The 17524-nt window shown below is 36.2% G+C and carries 16 protein-coding genes; 9 read left to right on the top strand and 7 right to left on the bottom strand.

The genetic code is table 11. The annotated features are described in order from the left end of the window. The first annotated feature begins 7 nt into the window (after positions 1-7). From PZ898_RS17275 to PZ898_RS17265, 3 genes are all read left to right on the top strand, one after another. Positions 8-484 (top strand): Dps family protein, encoded by a 477-nt coding sequence (locus PZ898_RS17275; RefSeq protein WP_047427561.1) that lies wholly within the window; start codon positions 8-10, stop codon positions 482-484. Between the two features lie 96 nt (positions 485-580). Next, a complete protein-coding gene (gene pncB, locus PZ898_RS17270) occupies positions 581-1759 on the top strand; it encodes a nicotinate phosphoribosyltransferase (RefSeq protein WP_277693841.1) in 1179 nt (392 codons plus the stop codon). Positions 1760-1886: 127 nt separating this feature from the next. Beyond that, positions 1887-2357, top strand: a complete 471-nt coding sequence (locus tag PZ898_RS17265) for a YciI family protein (RefSeq protein ID WP_277693840.1) — start codon at positions 1887-1889, stop codon at positions 2355-2357. A 33-nt stretch (positions 2358-2390) separates the two neighbouring features. Here PZ898_RS17265 and PZ898_RS17260 read toward each other — a convergent pair whose 3' ends face one another. Further along, positions 2391-2558: a hypothetical protein gene (locus PZ898_RS17260; protein ID WP_157885768.1), complete on the bottom strand. Its 168-nt coding sequence runs from the start codon at positions 2556-2558 to the stop codon at positions 2391-2393. A 190-nt stretch (positions 2559-2748) separates the two neighbouring features. Further along, positions 2749-4149 carry an MAC/perforin domain-containing protein gene (locus PZ898_RS17255; protein WP_277693839.1) on the bottom strand — a complete coding sequence of 467 codons (1401 nt, stop codon included), beginning with the start codon at positions 4147-4149 and terminating at the stop codon, positions 2749-2751. Positions 4150-4467: 318 nt separating this feature from the next. On the opposite strand from PZ898_RS17255, the gene PZ898_RS17250 reads away from it, so the two are divergent. Both PZ898_RS17250 and PZ898_RS17245 read left to right on the top strand, forming a co-directional pair. Beyond that, complete coding sequence (locus PZ898_RS17250; RefSeq protein WP_062673570.1) at positions 4468-4722, top strand: hypothetical protein; 255 nt, start codon at positions 4468-4470, stop codon at positions 4720-4722. 27 nt (positions 4723-4749) lie between these two features. Next, positions 4750-5505 (top strand): DUF5995 family protein, encoded by a 756-nt coding sequence (locus PZ898_RS17245; protein ID WP_277693838.1) that lies wholly within the window; start codon positions 4750-4752, stop codon positions 5503-5505. Positions 5506-5564: 59 nt separating this feature from the next. On the opposite strand, the gene PZ898_RS17240 is transcribed toward PZ898_RS17245, so the two are convergent. The 5 genes from PZ898_RS17240 to PZ898_RS17220 form a co-directional block, all read right to left on the bottom strand. After that, a complete protein-coding gene (locus tag PZ898_RS17240; protein WP_277693837.1) occupies positions 5565-8663 on the bottom strand; it encodes a CusA/CzcA family heavy metal efflux RND transporter in 3099 nt (1032 codons plus the stop codon). Further along, on the bottom strand, positions 8663-9778 hold the full coding sequence (locus tag PZ898_RS17235) for an efflux RND transporter periplasmic adaptor subunit (protein WP_216443409.1): 1116 nt from the start codon (positions 9776-9778) through the stop codon (positions 8663-8665). The genes PZ898_RS17240 and PZ898_RS17235 overlap by 1 nt, the downstream gene beginning before the upstream one ends. Positions 9779-9781: 3 nt before the next feature. Next, the gene (locus tag PZ898_RS17230) at positions 9782-11056 is read right to left on the bottom strand and encodes a TolC family protein (RefSeq protein WP_216443410.1); all 1275 of its coding nucleotides are present in this window, start codon (positions 11054-11056) and stop codon (positions 9782-9784) included. A 147-nt stretch (positions 11057-11203) separates the two neighbouring features. Continuing rightward, positions 11204-12568 carry a HAMP domain-containing sensor histidine kinase gene (locus PZ898_RS17225; RefSeq protein ID WP_277693836.1) on the bottom strand — a complete coding sequence of 455 codons (1365 nt, stop codon included), beginning with the start codon at positions 12566-12568 and terminating at the stop codon, positions 11204-11206. 2 nt (positions 12569-12570) lie between these two features. Next, complete coding sequence (locus PZ898_RS17220) at positions 12571-13245, bottom strand: response regulator transcription factor (RefSeq protein ID WP_062673551.1); 675 nt, start codon at positions 13243-13245, stop codon at positions 12571-12573. A 220-nt stretch (positions 13246-13465) separates the two neighbouring features. Here PZ898_RS17220 and rmuC point away from each other — a divergent pair, with 220 nt between their 5' ends. The 4 genes from rmuC (at position 13466) to PZ898_RS17200 (ending at position 17492) form a co-directional block, all read left to right on the top strand. After that, the gene (gene rmuC, locus PZ898_RS17215; RefSeq protein WP_120232577.1) at positions 13466-14971 is read left to right on the top strand and encodes a DNA recombination protein RmuC; all 1506 of its coding nucleotides are present in this window, start codon (positions 13466-13468) and stop codon (positions 14969-14971) included. Between the two features lie 11 nt (positions 14972-14982). After that, positions 14983-15822 carry a LytTR family DNA-binding domain-containing protein gene (locus PZ898_RS17210; protein ID WP_277693835.1) on the top strand — a complete coding sequence of 280 codons (840 nt, stop codon included), beginning with the start codon at positions 14983-14985 and terminating at the stop codon, positions 15820-15822. Positions 15823-15912: 90 nt separating this feature from the next. After that, on the top strand, positions 15913-16704 hold the full coding sequence (locus tag PZ898_RS17205; protein ID WP_277693834.1) for a CPBP family intramembrane glutamic endopeptidase: 792 nt from the start codon (positions 15913-15915) through the stop codon (positions 16702-16704). Between the two features lie 20 nt (positions 16705-16724). Then, positions 16725-17492, top strand: coding sequence for an RNA methyltransferase (locus tag PZ898_RS17200; RefSeq protein WP_216443415.1), 768 nt, complete (start codon positions 16725-16727; stop codon positions 17490-17492). The last annotated feature ends 32 nt before the right edge of the window (positions 17493-17524 follow it).

Raw genomic sequence — 17524 nt, 5'->3', positions numbered from 1 at the left:
TATACATATGAAAAACGCAAGTATTATCGGTCTTAAAGAAGCCGATTGTAAAAACATCTCAGAAAAATTAAATGTACTATTAGCTAACTATTCAGTATTCTACCAGAACACAAGAGGTTCTCACTGGAATATTAAAGGTGATCAGTTTTTCACCCTTCACCCAAAGTTTGAGGAATTATACAATAGCCTGGTCTTAAAGATTGATGAGATTGCAGAAAGAATCCTTACGTTAGGAGCTACACCTGCACATAACTATTCAGATTACTTAAAGGTAGCAACCATTAAGGAAAGCAAAGAAGTAACTGATGGTACCAAAAGTGTTGAGCAAATTCTAAGTTCATTCAAAGTGGTGATTGATCTGCAGAGAGAACTTTTAGATATTACTGATGAAGCCGGAGATGAAGGTACCAATTCTCAAATGAGCGACTATATTACCGAGCAGGAGAAAGAAGTTTGGATGTATAACTCTTATCTTGGGAAGTAACTCCATCCATAAGCATGGAAATATTTCAAAAAAATCGCCTTACATTTAGGCGATTTTATTTTTTATTTTTATATTTGCGTTAAAATTACACATATTATGAACGACGTGAGATTAAACTCTATCCTTGATAATGATTTCTATAAAATAACCATGCAGAATGCTGTGGTAAAGCTATTTCCGGGTTCTATTGTAAAATATGAATTTATCAACAGGGGAAAGCACCACTTCCCAGAAGGGTTTGATGCTGCTTTAAGAGAAGCTGTGAATAAAATGGCTGAACTTAAGCTTACGAAGGATGAAAAAAAGTTCATGGCAAGAACATGTCCTTATATAGATCTACCCTATCTTGATTTTTTAGAAGGTTATCATTATGACCCGTCTGAAGTAAAAATCCATCAGGAAGGAGGAGACCTTTCCGTTATTGTGGAAGGACTTTGGTACAGAACCATACTTTGGGAAGTTCCGTTGCTGGCACTGATCAGTGAGCTGCATTACGAGATGAACCACATGGAAAGAGATTCCAATGAAGTGGTGATGAGCAAAACAATCGAAAAGGCTGACTCATTGGGTAGACTTGGAGTAACGTTTGCAGAATTCGGAACGAGAAGAAGACACTCTTACAAGGTACAGAATCTTGTAATGGAAGCTTTAACCCAGAAAAAAGAATCTACATTTATCGGAAGTTCCAACGTTCATTTTGCCATGAAATATGGAGTAAAACCTATCGGAACGCATGCTCACGAGTGGTTTATGTTCCACGCAGCTGAATATGGATTCAAGATGGCCAATGAATTGGCGCTGGAACACTGGGTAGATGTTTACAGGGGAGATCTTGGAGTAGCTTTATCTGATACTTATACCACAGATGTATTTTTCCAGCAGTTCGACAAAAAATTTGCAAAGCTTTTCGATGGCGTTCGCCATGACAGTGGAGATGCTCTGGAATTTGCAGATAAAACCATTGCCCACTATCAAAGAAATGGGATCAATCCTATGTTTAAATATATTATTTTTTCAGATGCATTAAATCTTGAAAAAGTAGAGGAAATTACCAATTATTGCAGAGGAAAAATTGGTATCTCATTCGGAATCGGCACCAACCTTACCAATGATGTGGGATTGAAACCCATGAATATTGTAATGAAACTTATTGGTGTACAGGCTCCTAATAAAGAATGGATTCCTACAGTAAAACTTTCCGATGAGCATGGTAAATATACCGGAGATCCAAAGATGATCGAACTGGCGAAAGAATTTTTAAGAATAAAAAATTAGTAACCTCATCAGAACAATTAGATATAAGCCTCGAAATCATCGAGGTTTTTTTGTTTCATAGTGACATTTGAAATTCAGTTTTCGGAAATCTGTGAGGATTTATTATATTTATCAAAATAAAAACAAGATGAAATCAAGAATACTACTACTTGCAGGTCTCTTTCTTTCAGCATTTTCTTTTGCTCAGGAAAAGAAAGCAGAAAAATCTAAATATAATCAGGAATTGGCCACTTCTTTAGGAGCTGACAAATATGGGATGAAACCTTATACGATTGTTATGCTGACAACAGGTACTACTAAAATTGAAGACAAAGCTAAAATGGGTGAACTTATGAAAGGGCATATGTCTAATATCGGTAAACTTGCCAATGAAGGCAAAATTGTTATTGCCGGACCTTTTCTTGAAAAGAATAAGGAAAACTACCGCGGTATGTTTATTTTCAACACCCAATCTAAGGAAGAAGCCGAGCAGTGGGTAAAAACAGATCCTGCAGTTCAGGCTGGTGTATTCAGCTATGAAATTTTCCCTTGGTATGGTTCTGCAGCGCTGCCTTTGTATCTTAAACATCATGATGAAATTGCAAAAGAAAATCCTTAATAAATAAGAAATCCCTCAGTTGAGGGATTTTTTTTAATCGAAACAGATAAATGGTTTTCTTGGTGGATAACAGCAATAAGGGTTGCTGCAGAATGTGTACCCTGCCGGACATCCCCCATCTACAGGTGCTTCACAGGCTAATGCTGCACCTCCTAAAACAGTCTTTAACTCTTTTCTGTTTAAGCTTTTTAAATTTTTCATGATTAATTTAGTTTAATTTGATTTCCTACTCTTGAAGATTTTCGGATTCCTCTTTATTATTTCTCTTTACCTGGAAATAAATATACAATTTATTTTTTAATCCTACATTCAAATAATTATCCGCAAACATTTGAGAAATAAAAAGAGACTGTCTGGTGTGACAGTCTCTTTTTACAGTTATAATTTTAAATTAAAAAATATCGCTACCTATTGTATAACCACTAGTACCATTTATTTTTTTAACTGCATTGTTATTAAATCTATATTTATTATAAATACCAATATTTGGAATATATCTTAAAGTATTACCTTCTCTCATATAAATCTTATTGGTATAATTATCCTGTTTGAGATCATTATCAGGTGTTAAATCTGCTCCACGTTCCACTGTAGATAAATTGCTTGGGCTCACAGTAGCGATTTCACCACTGGTAATATTAAATAATCCATAAAGTGTCATAGGGCTTTGGATATATCTCAGTTTGTTTTCAAACATAAAAAAGATCTGGTTGGTCGCAGGATTTCTAACAAAATTACCATTGACAAGGTTTGCCGTATTGGTATAATCTAATTTCACCTGATTATCGATTAAATACTGATCGATGTAAGCTTTCAATTGAGCTTTCTTTACTGGATCTTTAATAAATTCATAAAGAGGGATCAAACCATTGCTTCCAAATTCTACCAATACCGCATTCGTTGGTGTTGAACTGTTCTGCCAGCTGGAAATATTAATTTTAGGATTCGCCTGATCAAGGTTTAACTCTCCTACCAAACTCTTAGACGGATCTCCTCCTCTTGTTTTAAAGGATAGTTTTCTGGAAAAGTTTTTATTGGATTCTGAAGTATCTACGTCATTATCAACATTGGCATCAAAAATACTTTTTACACCCACTTTAACCCCTACTCTGGCAGCCTTTTCACGGCTTTGATTCGTTGTTTCGGATTGAAACATTACATCTAGCTTAGCACCGGTATAAATGTCTACCGCAACATGGGTTCCATAATCGTTTACAATCTGCGCAGGGCTGTTGTTCTGCAGATCACTGGAAAACTCCGGAGTCAAATAATCTGATAGTAAAACAGGGGTAGCATTAAATCTGAATCTTCTTTGTTTAATTAAAAGGTTATAGCTTCCATAAATATATTTAGCATCAAATTTATTGGTCGTCGTGTTACTCACAGAAGAACTAAAAGTAACCGAAATGAGCTTTTTAAATAAAGAGAATCCTGCTGTTGCTCCTACTTTCGTAGATACCATTTTTGAATACGCTTCTGCATTTTCACCATATTCTTCAAGATATTCCTGAGAAAAGACATTATCCGTAATCAATCTTCCGGCCTGTTCGTTTTTGAACTTTTCAAGATCAATTACCTGATATCCTGAGGAGTTCGAATTTGCATATTCTCCTGTTGCGTTATAACCATATCCTAAGATATCATAAGCGCCATCACCAGCAAATTTAGCAAAATTTCTCCCTGAGCTTTTTTTTGAGTTTTCATTTTGGTTAGAATTTTCAAATTCTTCAGTAGAGCAAGATGTTAAAAACAGCAAAACAATACTGGTAAAAAAGAAACTTAGTTTTTTCATATTTTTATTTTAAGTGCACAAACTTAATTCTTTGCATTCAAAACCAGAATGACATAAATCATGAATAAGGGAATTAATAAACAATTAACAATAGAAACCAACAATAATTTATATCTCTTGATATAGAAATAAGCACATCATTTAAAACACAATCTGTTTTATTTCAAATGATTACCTATGAAATAAAATGAAAAATTCAAAACATATTACTTTTATCAATGAATTAATTTAATTATTTTAGCTAATCAGCAACTCAACTCACTCTATTAATGTTGAGCGGGTTACAACAAACCAATACCATAATTAAAAATTAAACTCATGAAAAAATTAAGCATCACAAAACTTTCGAGAACAGAACTGAAAGATGTATTTGGAGGAACCCTGTATCCGGCAGAATGTCCGGGCGGATGCCATGGTGAAGGCATGATCAGATGTCCTGACGGCACTACCACTATGACCAATTTTATATGCATGGGAGGAACCTGCCAACCGGCTGCCATGTGCAAGCCACTGATTCTTGAACCTTTTCCAGATCCGATTATCATCACTGATCCGGTTATCATCACCCCATAATCAGAATGAACCATACAAAAAACTATCATGAAAACCATTGAGGAAGTTCTGAAAAAACTGGATGAAATTATTATCTGGTGTAAAGAAAACAAGAGTCCGGCAGGATATTTTGCCTGTACCTACAGAATCATGACCGCACAGGTTTTGAAAGGAATTCAGCAGAAAAAATTTGAATATAATCCCAGAATGACATTGCTTGATATTGCGTTTGCACAAAGATTTCTTCAGGCGTGGGAAAGCTACAGTAAAAATGAAAGATGCACCAACTCATGGTACATCGCTTTTGAAGCTGCTAAAAACAGGAATCTTTTGATATTACAGCATATATTTCTTGGGATGAATGCACACATCAATCTGGATCTGGGTATTTCTGCAGCCACCATAATGCCTTACCGGAAAATAAACCCCTTGAAAAAGGATTTTGAGAACATTAATACTGTTATTGCTTCCATTAATCAGAACGTACAGGATTCTTTAAACAAAATCTGTTATCCTGTGGATCTTGTGGACAAACTTTCTAATGGAAAAGATAATGCTGTCCTTGACTTTGCCATATCCAAAGCAAGAGATACTTCCTGGGCAACAGCAGTTATCGCTTCCAACACTCCAAATTTCCTAAGAGAATCTGTGATCGGTATTGTTGATTACGCAGCCGCTAAAGTTGCCACCCAAATTCTGAATCCGAAGATCCTCACTCCTGCTCTTTTAAAAGAATTAAAAAAATGTGAAAGCAGTGATGTGGTAAAAAATATTGAGATTTTAGAATCTACAAAAAACTCCTAATAAAAAGGCCGGGATCTTCCTCACGGATCCCGGCCTCATAATGAACAAAATAAAAGAAACTATATTGCTTCCTTATGCTTTTTACGGTAGGCATAATGGAAAATGATAGGTAGAATTGTAAATGACAGCAGCATACAGACGATCAATCCACCTACAATCATAATGGCTAAAGGCTTCTGAATTTCTGATCCCATTCCGTTTGACATAGCTGCCGGAAGAAGTCCCATAGAACCCATCAGGGCAATCATCACCACCGGACGGATTCTGCTTTTCACTCCCTGAGCTATGGATTCTTTGAGGGACATCCTGTTTTGTAGGTTTTCTTTCATTACCCCGATCAGAACAATACCGTCTATGGTTGCCACTCCAAAAAGGATAATGAAACCGATTCCCGCTGAAATTCCGAAGATGGTTCCCGTAAACCAAAGGGATAAGAATCCTCCGATAAATGCAAATGCGAGTGTAATGGATGAAATCAGCGTATCTTTTATATTTCCGAAATTAAAGTACAACAGCATCAGAATAAGAACTAAAGAAATCGGTACTACCATAGCCAGCTGTTTTGCGGCTCTTTCTTTACTTTCAAATTCTCCGGCCCACGTCATTTTATGCTTTTTCGGAAGCTTCACTTCTTGATCTACTTTCGCTTTGGCTTCTTTAATGGTACTTCCCAGATCGCGTCCTTCAATATTAAATCCAACTCCGATATATCTGCTGTTTCCTTCACGGTAAATAAATGATGGTCCGGTATGATAATCAATGGTTGCAATTTCTTTCAGCGGAACTTTTTTATTGTCCTGAGTCGGGATCAAAATATTTCCCATTTTTTCAGGCGTATCTCTGTAATCTTTTTCAAACCTGAGCATTACGTCAAACATTCTCTCCTGTTCATAAAACTTGGTAGCGGCCTGCCCTCCGATGGTCATTTCGATGACGGCCTGTGCATCTGCTGTGGAGACACCATATTTTGCCATTTTGGAATCGTGAAGCTGTATTCTCAATTCCGGAAGTCCGATATTTTTGAAAACATTGACGTCCGATATTCCCGGAACTGTTCTGATCGAATTAGCTACTTTATTGGCGTAATTTTCCAGCTCAAATAAGTCATTTCCAAAAATTTTAATGACCAACGGAGCTTTTACTCCTGCTACATATTCTTCCACGTTATCTTGTATAGGCTGGCTAAATCCAAAATTGATACCCGGAAATTTCTCAAGGGAGATTCTCATTTCTTCAAGAAGTTCTTCTTTGGATATTTTTTTCTTCCATTCGTCTTCGGGTTTCAGCTGAATATTAAATTCGATATTAAAGAACCCTGTGGGATCGGTTCCATCATTAGGACGACCTGTCTGGGTCATGACAAATTTTACTTCATCATACTTCATGAGAATCTCCTTCATCTCTTTAGTTAACCTTACAGATTCATCCAGATTGACACTGTTGGGAAGGGTCGCTCTTACATAAATTGCACCTTCATTCAGTTTGGGCAAAAACTCAGATCCATAATTGGAAAATCTCCATCCACACACGGCAAGCAAAGCAACGAAACCAACAATAAATCCTTTTTTGTGGCGGTCACTGAACTCGTAGATTCTGTAGATATTAACTCTGAAGAATCTTGAAATAAAGTTTTCTTTCTCTTCAATATTTTTTGTCAATAGCAGTTTACACATTGCCGGAACGTAGGTCAAACTTAAAATCAATGATCCTAATAATGCATACCCAAGAGTAAATGCTAATGGTGAGAACATTTTTCCTTCAACTTTCTGGAAAGAGAAAATCGGCATCAGCGCAACAATCAGAATCAACAGGGCAAAGAAAATATAACTTGCTACACTTCCTGCGCTTTTCTTGATGATCCCCAGTTTTGAAATTTTGTTAAATCTCCGCAGTCCAATCTTTTTCGCTTTAAGTTCAAGGGCGACAAAGACGTGTTCGACAATAACCAGAGTTCCTTCCAAAAGCAGCCCAAAGTCCAGTGCTCCCATGGAAATCAGGTTGGCCGGGAGACCCTGAATTTTCAACATAATAATAGCAAACAGGAAAGCCAGAGGAATAACTGATGCTACAATAAAGGTTGTTCTCCAGTTGTAAAGGAAAATGAATACAATAATGGAAACGAGAATAACTCCTTCAATGAGGTTTTTGGACACGGTATGAACCGTTGTATTTACAAGTTCTGTACGGTCAATGATGGGAACAATCTGAACATCACCTGGCAATTCTCCCCCATTCAGTTCTTCTATTCTGTCTTTCAGTCTTGCAATGACTTCACTTGGGTTTTCCCCTCGGAGCATAATCACAATTCCTTCTACAACATCATTGTCTTTGTTGTATCCTACCTGCCCTAATCTAGGTTTTGCAGAAACTTTTACTTCCGCTACGTGTTTCACCAAAATAGGGGTAGAACCTTTGACCTCGATCTGAATATTCTCTATATCTTCTTTTTTCTCCAAAAGACCGATCCCCCGCACTACATAAGCCTGATCACCTTTTGCCACTACATCTCCTCCTACATTGATATTACTCTTCGAAACCGCTTCATACACATCCAGGGGGGAAAGGTCGTAATTGTGTAATTCCGTAGGATTAATTTTTATTTCATAGGTTTTTTCTTCTCCACCAAAGCTTACCACATCTGCCACACCAGGGACGGCAAGCAATTCTCTTTCCACTACCCAATCCTGAATAGCGGTTACTTCTTTGATCGGCAGTTTACTCTTGATAATATATCTGTAAATTTCACCGGTAGCTCCCGAAGGAGGCTCAATACTATATTCTGCTCCGGCAGGAAGCTCTACATTTCCCAGTTTATTGGAAGCATACTGCTGGGCATAAAAATCATTCACATGATCATCAAAAATAACTGTCACCACAGACAATCCGAATAAAGAAATAGAACGTACCGAAGTTTTATTCGGGATAGCATTCATTTCTTTGGAAATGGGTAAGGTGACGAATTTTTCAATTTCCTCAGCACTTCTCCCCGGCCATTGGGTAATAACTCGTACCCTTGTATTGGTAACATCCGGAAATGCTTCAATGGGTGTATTCAGATAGGAATAGATTCCTCCGGCCAGCAAAAGAAAAGTTCCCAAAAGAACAATCAGTGAGTTTTTTAATGAGAAGGAAACTATATTCTGTACAAATTTTCGCATTACTTCGTGGAATTATTTAATTGGTTTTTCAGGTTCTCATAAATCAATAGTCCGTTGGAAGCAATGACGTTTTCACCTGGTTTTAAATTACCTTCTACATAAATATACTGGCTGTTGGAAGCAATCTCTGCTACGGGTCGGATCTCCAGTTCACAATCTTTCTTGTAAACCACTACATAGCTTTGGTTATTATCGAAGATTAGAGCCTTTGCTGGAATAGCCAGCGCGCTTTTGTTTTGTGAATTAACTGGTAATACAACATCTGCAGACATTCCCGGTCTCAGTTTCATTCCATTATTATCCATGATGATTTTGGCTTTGAGTACCCTTTCGTTTTCATTGAAAACCTGGGAAATCGTATTGATCTTTCCGGAGAAACTGTCATCAGGATAGGCAAGCGTTTTTACCACTACCGGCTGATCCACATAAACATGCCTCATGTTGGTAGCATACACATTGGCCATTACCCATACTTTATCCAGATTGGAAATGGTAAACAGTTGATCTCCTCCCGCAGTAACAGGCATTCCTTTGGAAATATTCTTTGAAATCACATATCCGTCTGCCGGAGCTTTTATCTGAATGGTATTTCCTCCCGCTGAATACAGCTGCATATTTTTCTGTGTCTTGGAAATATTGGATTGCAAGATGGCTACTTCGGAACGTGCTTCCTGCAAATCCTTCTGAGAGGCAATGTCATCTTTATACATGGCTTCTACAGAAGACAACTTTCTTTTCGCAACGGCCAGCTGAGCCTGTAAAGTTTGAGTATCATCCTGCATTTCATTCACAGCTGTACTCTTTACGCTTGCCAACGTTTGTCCTTTTTTTACATAATCACCAAGTGAGAAATAGGTATCCATCACGACTCCGTCTACAAGACTTACAAAAGGAACCGTTTTATCAGAATTGCTTTCCACTTCCCCGGTAAGCGTAATACTTTCTTCTATGGGAAGCAGTTCTGCTTTGGCCAGTTTAATATCTTTTTTAAGTTCTTTACTGATGCAATAACTTTTTTCAGCTTCTTTATTTTCCTGTTTTCCGGCACAGCCTGTAAAAATGATGAGGGCAGACAAATAAGCTGCAGCGGTGTATTTAGTAATATTTTTGTTCATATCTTATAAATCTTGTCCTACAACATACTGCAGGTTTTCGTAGTATTGGTTCAATTCTTTTTTAGTATCCAGGATGATCATTTTATTTCCGATGTAGGTATCCAGAAAATCCATATACTCAAGCATACTGATATTTCTTAGTCTGAAATTTTTCTCGTGGCTTACTAACAAACCGTCCAGAGTAGATTCATAATTGCCATCAATCTCTTCTGAAACCTGCTGTGTTCTGATATAATTTCTGAAAACAGAGACAATTTCATTCTCAGATTTCAGTATATTTTTACGGGTCTCCAGTTTGCTTTTCTCAATCTCAAGCCTTGCTTCCTGGATATTCCCTTTATTACGGTCGAAAATGGGAAGATCCATAGAAACCCCTAATCCTATAAAGTCTTTCATGATATTTCCTCCACGGTCGTATCCTATAGAAACAGCAACGTCAGGAGTTTTCATGGCATTTTGAAGTTCCAGGTTTTTTGCAGCATGTTTCTCTTTATTTTTCGAGATCATAATATCGGGGCGGTTTTCTTTTGCCTTGTCTATCCATTGGCTCACTTCCAACTCAGAAAGTTGTTTTTCAGGCATCACAAATGAATCTGTTATCACCAGGTAAGATTGAGAAGGCAGCATCAATAAGGCTTTAAGCTCTACCTGCTGATCTTCGATTTCCTGTTTTAATGAAATCAGCTTCTTCTTGAATTCAATTTCCTGTGCTTTTAAGCGGACATATTCAGCTTTACTGATATTCCCGAGGTTTAATTGATTATTGTAGGATTTCGTTAATTTCTCAATGGAAGTAATTTGCCCTTGATAGATTTTTTGCTGTTCCTGATTGTAAAGAATTTCGGTAATGGTATTTCTGAGTGTTTTTTTAAGTTCACGTAAAACTTCCTGTAACTCATACTTCTCTCCTTCCACTTCTATTTTCTGGAGCTCAATATTTTTTCGCCTTTTACCCGCAGTCTGAATCACCTGTTCTATTTCCGCAGAAATCTGAGTATTTTTTCCCCAGTTTCCGATCAATGCCGGCTGTTCTTCTATGTCATAAGTTCTCCATAGATTGACTTCACTGATACTCAATGTAGGGTTAGGCCAGTATTTAGCCTGAACAGCTCTTGCTTCTGCTTGTGAAATTTCAAGCTTCTGAGCAATAAGGTCAAGGTTTTTAGCCAAAAAGATAGTTTCAGCTTCCTTTCTTCCAACTTTCAGGGTATCTGAAATCTGTGCTGAAAAGAAACTGAAACAATGAATATAAAATAGGGTAAAAAATAGCTTCTTCAAGGGTCTCTTATTTTAAGACCACAAAGCTATTTGTCTAAGATTAGAGGGAATTGTAAAGAAAATTAAAATTCGGTTAGTTCAACATTAGAGTTTGATTAGAACTTTTTTAAAACACGAAAAACACAAATCTTTTCACAAATAACACGATTACGAATGGGCAGGAAATTCCAGGAGAACATTGGTTCCCACATTGACCATAGAATCAATTTTCATCACTATATGATGATGGTCAAAAATACTTTTTGAAAGCGATAAACCAATTCCGCTGCCTTTTACAGTATCTACATTTTTTCCTCTGTAGAAAGTCTCAGATATTTTCACAAGATCATCAGCCGGAATTCCTCTTCCTTCATCTCTGACCTCGATATATAACTGATTGTCCTTTTCTGATAAGGTAATCACTACAGGTTTATCAAAGGAATATTTGATCGCGTTTTCTACAATATTATATAATGCCAAATACAGCAGAGTTTCATTTCCGGGAAATTCCAGCAAAGCAGGTTTCGTTACCTGAAGCTGTATTTTAATGGATGAATGGCCTTCCTTTGCTTTGGGTTCTAATTTCTCATAAATCTTCCAGACCAGTTCATCCACTCTCATCGGTTTGTGAGAAGACTCAAGCTTTGTCATTCCGGACATCAGTAAAAGATTGTTGAGAATATTTTCAATCTCATATACATTTTCCAATGACTCTTTAGCCACTTCCCTGTATTCTTCCGGTGTACGGTCTTTTTGGGCAAACACCTCCAGATTTCCAGAAATCGCTGCTAAAGGTGTTTTGAATTCATGGGAAACATAATTGATAAAGTTCTGTTGCAAGAGTACATTTTCAGAGATTCTGCCCAACAGTTTATTATAGGACCTTATCAAATCTTCAATCTCGTCATTGGTATTGGTAGAAGTAATAATTGCCGTAGAAATGTTATTATACTCTACTTTATTGATCCGTTCTACTACATTGGAGATAGGTTTATAAACTACTTTAGAAAGGTATCTGCTCAGAAAATAGATTGCGAGAAGCCCGATCAACAATACGGAAAGCATGATAATAGCAAGCCTCAGAATCTGCGACTGGAAAGAATCGTTGGAAGACTTCACAAAAACCACAAAGTCACCTTGGTTATCAGGATAAAAAATTCCATAGTAGAATTGATTATCAGACATAAACTGTATTCCTTTGTTTTTTCGGACAGCCTGCAAATGGGAAAGCTTTATATTCTTATCGTTCAGGTTATGTCCAAAGGTAACTTCATTATTCTGATTATAAACCGCTACCCTGTTATTCTGAATCAGATGGTTGTATTCTTTTTTAATCTGGGCATGTCGATCTTTCGGGAGTTCATCCTTTTCAAGATAATAAATAGCAGAGATAAGAGCCGTATTTCTGAGCTTTTCAAAATAGAAAATCTTGGTACTGTCATAATAGGCAAAAAATATCACCGCAGATGTGATGATAGAAACGATGCCAAATGAGAGGCTTGAAATAAGGGTAAATCTACTTCTTAGCGTCATCTTCAGTCTTTGATCAAATATCCGGTTCCTTTTACTGTATGAATAATTTTCTGTTCTGTCTCATCAATCTTATTACGGACATAGGAAATATAAACATCCACTACATTCGTTGTATTATCGAAATCAATTCCCCATACCTTATGTAAAATCTGGGTTCTGCTCAACACTTTATTTTTATTCTCCATCAGAAAAGTAAACAGTTTGTATTCCGTAGGGGAAAATTCTATTTCCTTATCATTCTGAGTTACTTTATGAAGATCTGTATCAATCACAATATTTCCGCATGATAAATATTGATCCTCCTTTTGGTAGCTCATTTTATTTCTTCTGGTTAAAGCTTTAATCCTTGAAATCAATTCTTCAAAATGGAAGGGTTTGGATAAATAATCATCAGCACCCATATCGAGCATTTTGATTTTATCATCAGGACTGTTCAGGGCACTTAAAACCAAAATCGGAGTATAGTTTCCTTTAAATCTGATGATCTGGGTAAGCTGCATTCCATCCAGTCCGGGAAGCATGATGTCCATTAAAATAATATCAAAATCATAGGTATGAAGAAGTTCGCGTGCCTTTTCCCCGGAATCTGCCAGGGTTGTATTATAGCCAGCCTCGGAAAGGCCTTTTATCAGGAAATTACTGATTCTTTGATCATCTTCTACCAGCAAAATATTCATAAGTCTCTGAAATTTCCCATAAATATAGGTATTCTAATTCAGAAAGAAAGCTGGGGGCCGAAAGCGAGAGGTAATGGAATTTTATAAAGCGATTGTTTCCATTTTATTTCCCTTTAAAAAACATTGAATTTAATTGTAAAAAAAGTCAGTTCTTATCTGTCCAAAAGGAACTTCCAACATCCCACTTCCAGCTTCCGACCTTTTTTCATAATTTTGGAAGATGGAGATGATATATTTAATTATTGGATTGATTGCCGGTGGTGTACTGGGCGCTGTTATACTATATTTTGTACTGAAATCGTCAATGGTTTCAAGAAGTTCTTATGATGCACTGAACACTTTATCCATTAAAACCCAATCTGATCTTGAAAATTCAAACCAGAAAATTCAGGAGCTTAATCAAATCATCAGTAAAGAGAAAGAAGCCAATATGCTGCAGCAGGATCTATTGGATGACCTTAAAAATGAATTTTCTAAAATCTCTGCCGAATATTCATCCTTAAATCTTCAGTTTCAGGAGTTAAAACAAATCAATCAGAGACAGACTTCTCAGATAGAAACTCACATTCTTGAAAAACAGACTCTTTATGCTAAAAACTCTGAACTTTCTGCCAAAAATGAAGGTCTTCAACAATCTCTTGACACCCAGAAAGAAGAAATTGTTAAAATTCAGGAAGATTCTAAACTTCAGTTTGAAAATCTTGCCAATAAAATTTTAGAAGAAAAAACTGAAAAGTTTACTACCTTAAATCAAAATAACTTAAAAAATATCCTTGAACCTTTTCAGGAGAAAATCGCGGATTTAAAAAATAGAGTCAACGAAGCTTACGAAAAGGAAAATAAAGAACGTTTCTCCCTTGCAGAAAAGGTGAAAGAACTGGCAGAACTGAACCAGCAGATTTCCGAAGATGCCAAAAAACTAACCCGTGCCCTGAAAGGAGAAAGCAAAACTCAGGGAAACTGGGGCGAGATGATTCTGGAAAGTATTCTTGAAAAATCAGGATTGGTAAAAGGAAGAGAATATTTTCTCGAACATGAATTGCGCGATGAAGACAATAAAGCTTTATTTTCTGAATTCTCCGGAAAGAAAATGCGTCCTGATGCTGTTGTAAAATACCCGGATGAAAGAAATGTCATCATTGATTCTAAAGTATCTCTGACTGCTTTCACAGAATTGGTTGACGAAACTGATGCTGATGTTTACGCCATAAAACTGAGCCAGCACCTCGGATCTATCAAGAATCATATTAATCAACTCAGTCAAAAAGCATATGATGACTATGGAAAATCACTGGATTTCGTGATGATGTTTATTCCGAGTGAACCGGCTTATATTGCGGCAATGCAGGCAGACCAGAATCTTTGGAACTATGCCTATGAAAGAAGAATCCTTCTGCTTAATCCAAGCAATCTGATCACTTCTCTTAAGCTGATTGCCGATCTTTGGAAACGCGAATATCAAAACCGAAATTCTATTGAAATTGCTGATCGAGGAGCCAGACTTTATGACAAATTCGTAGGTTTTGTAGAAAACCTGGAAAAAGTAGGCAGAAATCTGGATCAGGCGAAAAATGTATTCAATGATGCTTACAAACAGCTTCATACCGGAAATGACAACCTGGTAATCCAAACTCAGAAATTGAAATCATTAGGCATTAAAAATAAAAAAGAGCTGCCACAAAGTCTTATTGATAACGGCAATTTTATTGAAACATCAGAAAGCTAAATCTGGATTTTATGTTTTCATTTACAGCACATCCATACCCCAAATCCGAATCTTTCAAAGAAATTTTTGTTTCTTCACTGGGAGCAGGAGCTGCTGTTTATTTATTTCTAATTATTTTTCAGCCTTTTGGTACGGAAAACTTTCAGCATCCCTATAAATTTGTATTACTTTTTCCCTATTGCATAATCTTTGGAACTGCATTTTTAATGGCCAATCTTATAACTTCCCGTTTCAGCAACTGGAATATTGGTTCGGAACTCTTAAAAATAACTTTCATTCTATGTACGGGTTCTATTCTATCCTACTTTTACAATTCATTATTCTTGAGCCATGTAAAACTGGATATAGTCAATTACTTTTATATGTTCCTGTATACTTTGGCTGTCGGAATTCCTATCTCTATCATCTATATTTTATCACGGTATATCTATTTAAAGACTATTCATGAAAAGAAAGCCCACGACATTTCTCAACACCTTCCCGTTTCGCCTCCTGCACAACGACAAAATCTGTTAAAAATATCAGCCCAGAATACCGAGCTTGTCATGAATAAAAAAGATTTTCTTTGCGTTCAGTCTATGGAAAACTATTGTACATTTTACTTTTTAGAAAACAACAGCTTAAAAAAAGCATTGATCAGAATAAGTTTAACCAATGTTTTACAACAAATCGAAACAAGTTCTGTCAAAAAATGCCACCGTTCTTATATTGTCAATCTTGGAAGGGTAAAGAAACTCAAAGGAAATGCTCAGGGTTATAAATTAGTTCTTCCGGAAATCGATTTTGAAATTCCTGTTTCAAGAAGTTTTATTCCTTCAGTTATTCCTCAATTGCAACAGCAGCATTCATAATTTTTGTCATTCGTCACTATTCTTTGTCATTGATCACATTAACTTGAAAGCATTGATTTAAAGCTACATTTTTGCTCAAAATTAACAGACATGAGTAAAAACATCCGCTTCTTTTCCATCTTTATTCTAGGGTTTACAGCCTATTATTTCTTCGATTTTCTCTTTTTTAAAACCATACAGACTTTCTCAAAAGATCTGTTTCACAGTAAAGCAATAGCCCATATAATTGCTTATTCGGTAACATTAATTCCATTGATAGTCACGTTAAAAATTCTGTTACCTCAAAGAAATATCCTTGATCTGTTTTCATTAAACAAACCCATTATCAAAGGATTTGTGTTAGCACTTACCGGAACTACTCCTATGCTCATTGGATACCTGATTCATTTTAAACCAATCTCAAAAATAAATTTTGAATCCTTGTTTATCAATACTCTTTCATCAGCATTTTTTGAAGAAATTATTTTCAGAGCTTTTCTTATTGGAATACTATACAGATTTACACGACTTGGATCTTTATCATCCGCATTATCAGGATCTTTACTTTTTGCACAGGTACATTTGTATCAAAGCCAAAACTTAATAGAACTTACCGAAATATTTACCATTACATTTTTAGGGTCAATATTCTTTGCCTGGGCATATTTTGAATCAGAGTATAACTTATGGACCGCCATTTTCCTTCATTTTTTTATGAATTTGTACTGGGAAATTTTTAATATTTCGGAAAACGTTTCCGGAAATTTCTATGGAAACCTCTATAAATTGTTATCCATTGTCGTCTTTATCTTAGTCATTATCTATTATAAAAGAAAAAATAAAATTCCAATGGAGATGACATGGAAAAACCTTTTTATTAAAACCAGAGAAGTTCAATCATAAATTTTGCATAATTTTGCAGCATGTTGATAGAAAGTTTTCAAAACGATAAAATAAAAAATGTCACTAAGCTTCTTACTGACAACAGGTTTCGTAAAAAATCAAAAGTTTTTGTAGTAGAAGGACAGCAGGAAAATGAAAGAGCCATGCAGTATGATTTTGAGCCGCTGGAGTTCTTTATCTCTGAAAATATCTTTAAAGGAACTCTTCCCGATGGAAAAATCCACTATGTAAGTGAGAAGGTATATGAAAAAATCGCTTACAGAGGAAGTTCCGAAGGAATTATCGGCATTTACCATACCAAAGAAAATTCACTTTCATCATTTGTTCCTAAAGAAGATGCTACAATAATCATTGTAGAAGGCGTGGAAAAACCGGGAAATCTTGGCGCTATTTTAAGAAGCTGTGAGGCATTTGGTATTGATGCCCTGATTGTTGCTGACGGGAAAACCGATTTCTACAACCCTAATGTGATCAGATCCAGTGTAGGATGCCTGTTCGGAATGGAAGTCTATCAGGCTGAAAATACGGAAACATTGGAATTCCTGCAGAAAAACAGTTTCAACATCTACACTACGCTGATGGATGAAAGTGCTGAAGACATTTATAAGAGAGATTTCAGACAGCGTTCTGCCGTATTATTCGGGACGGAACATTCCGGATTGAGTGATTTCTGGATTGGAAAAGGAAAAAATACTTTAATTCCGATGGCAGGAAGTATTGATTCTTTAAACCTGAGTAATGCAGTAGCTATTACCTGCTATGAATCTTTGAAACAGAAGAAGGGATAAGCTATTCCTGATCTGATTTTGATATGAAAGAG

This window comes from Chryseobacterium sp. WX, from assembly GCF_029542485.1.
Lineage (GTDB): Bacteria > Bacteroidota > Bacteroidia > Flavobacteriales > Weeksellaceae > Chryseobacterium > Chryseobacterium cucumeris.
Note: the sequence above shows the minus strand (reverse complement) of the source record. Positions and strands in the feature narration are given on the sequence as shown.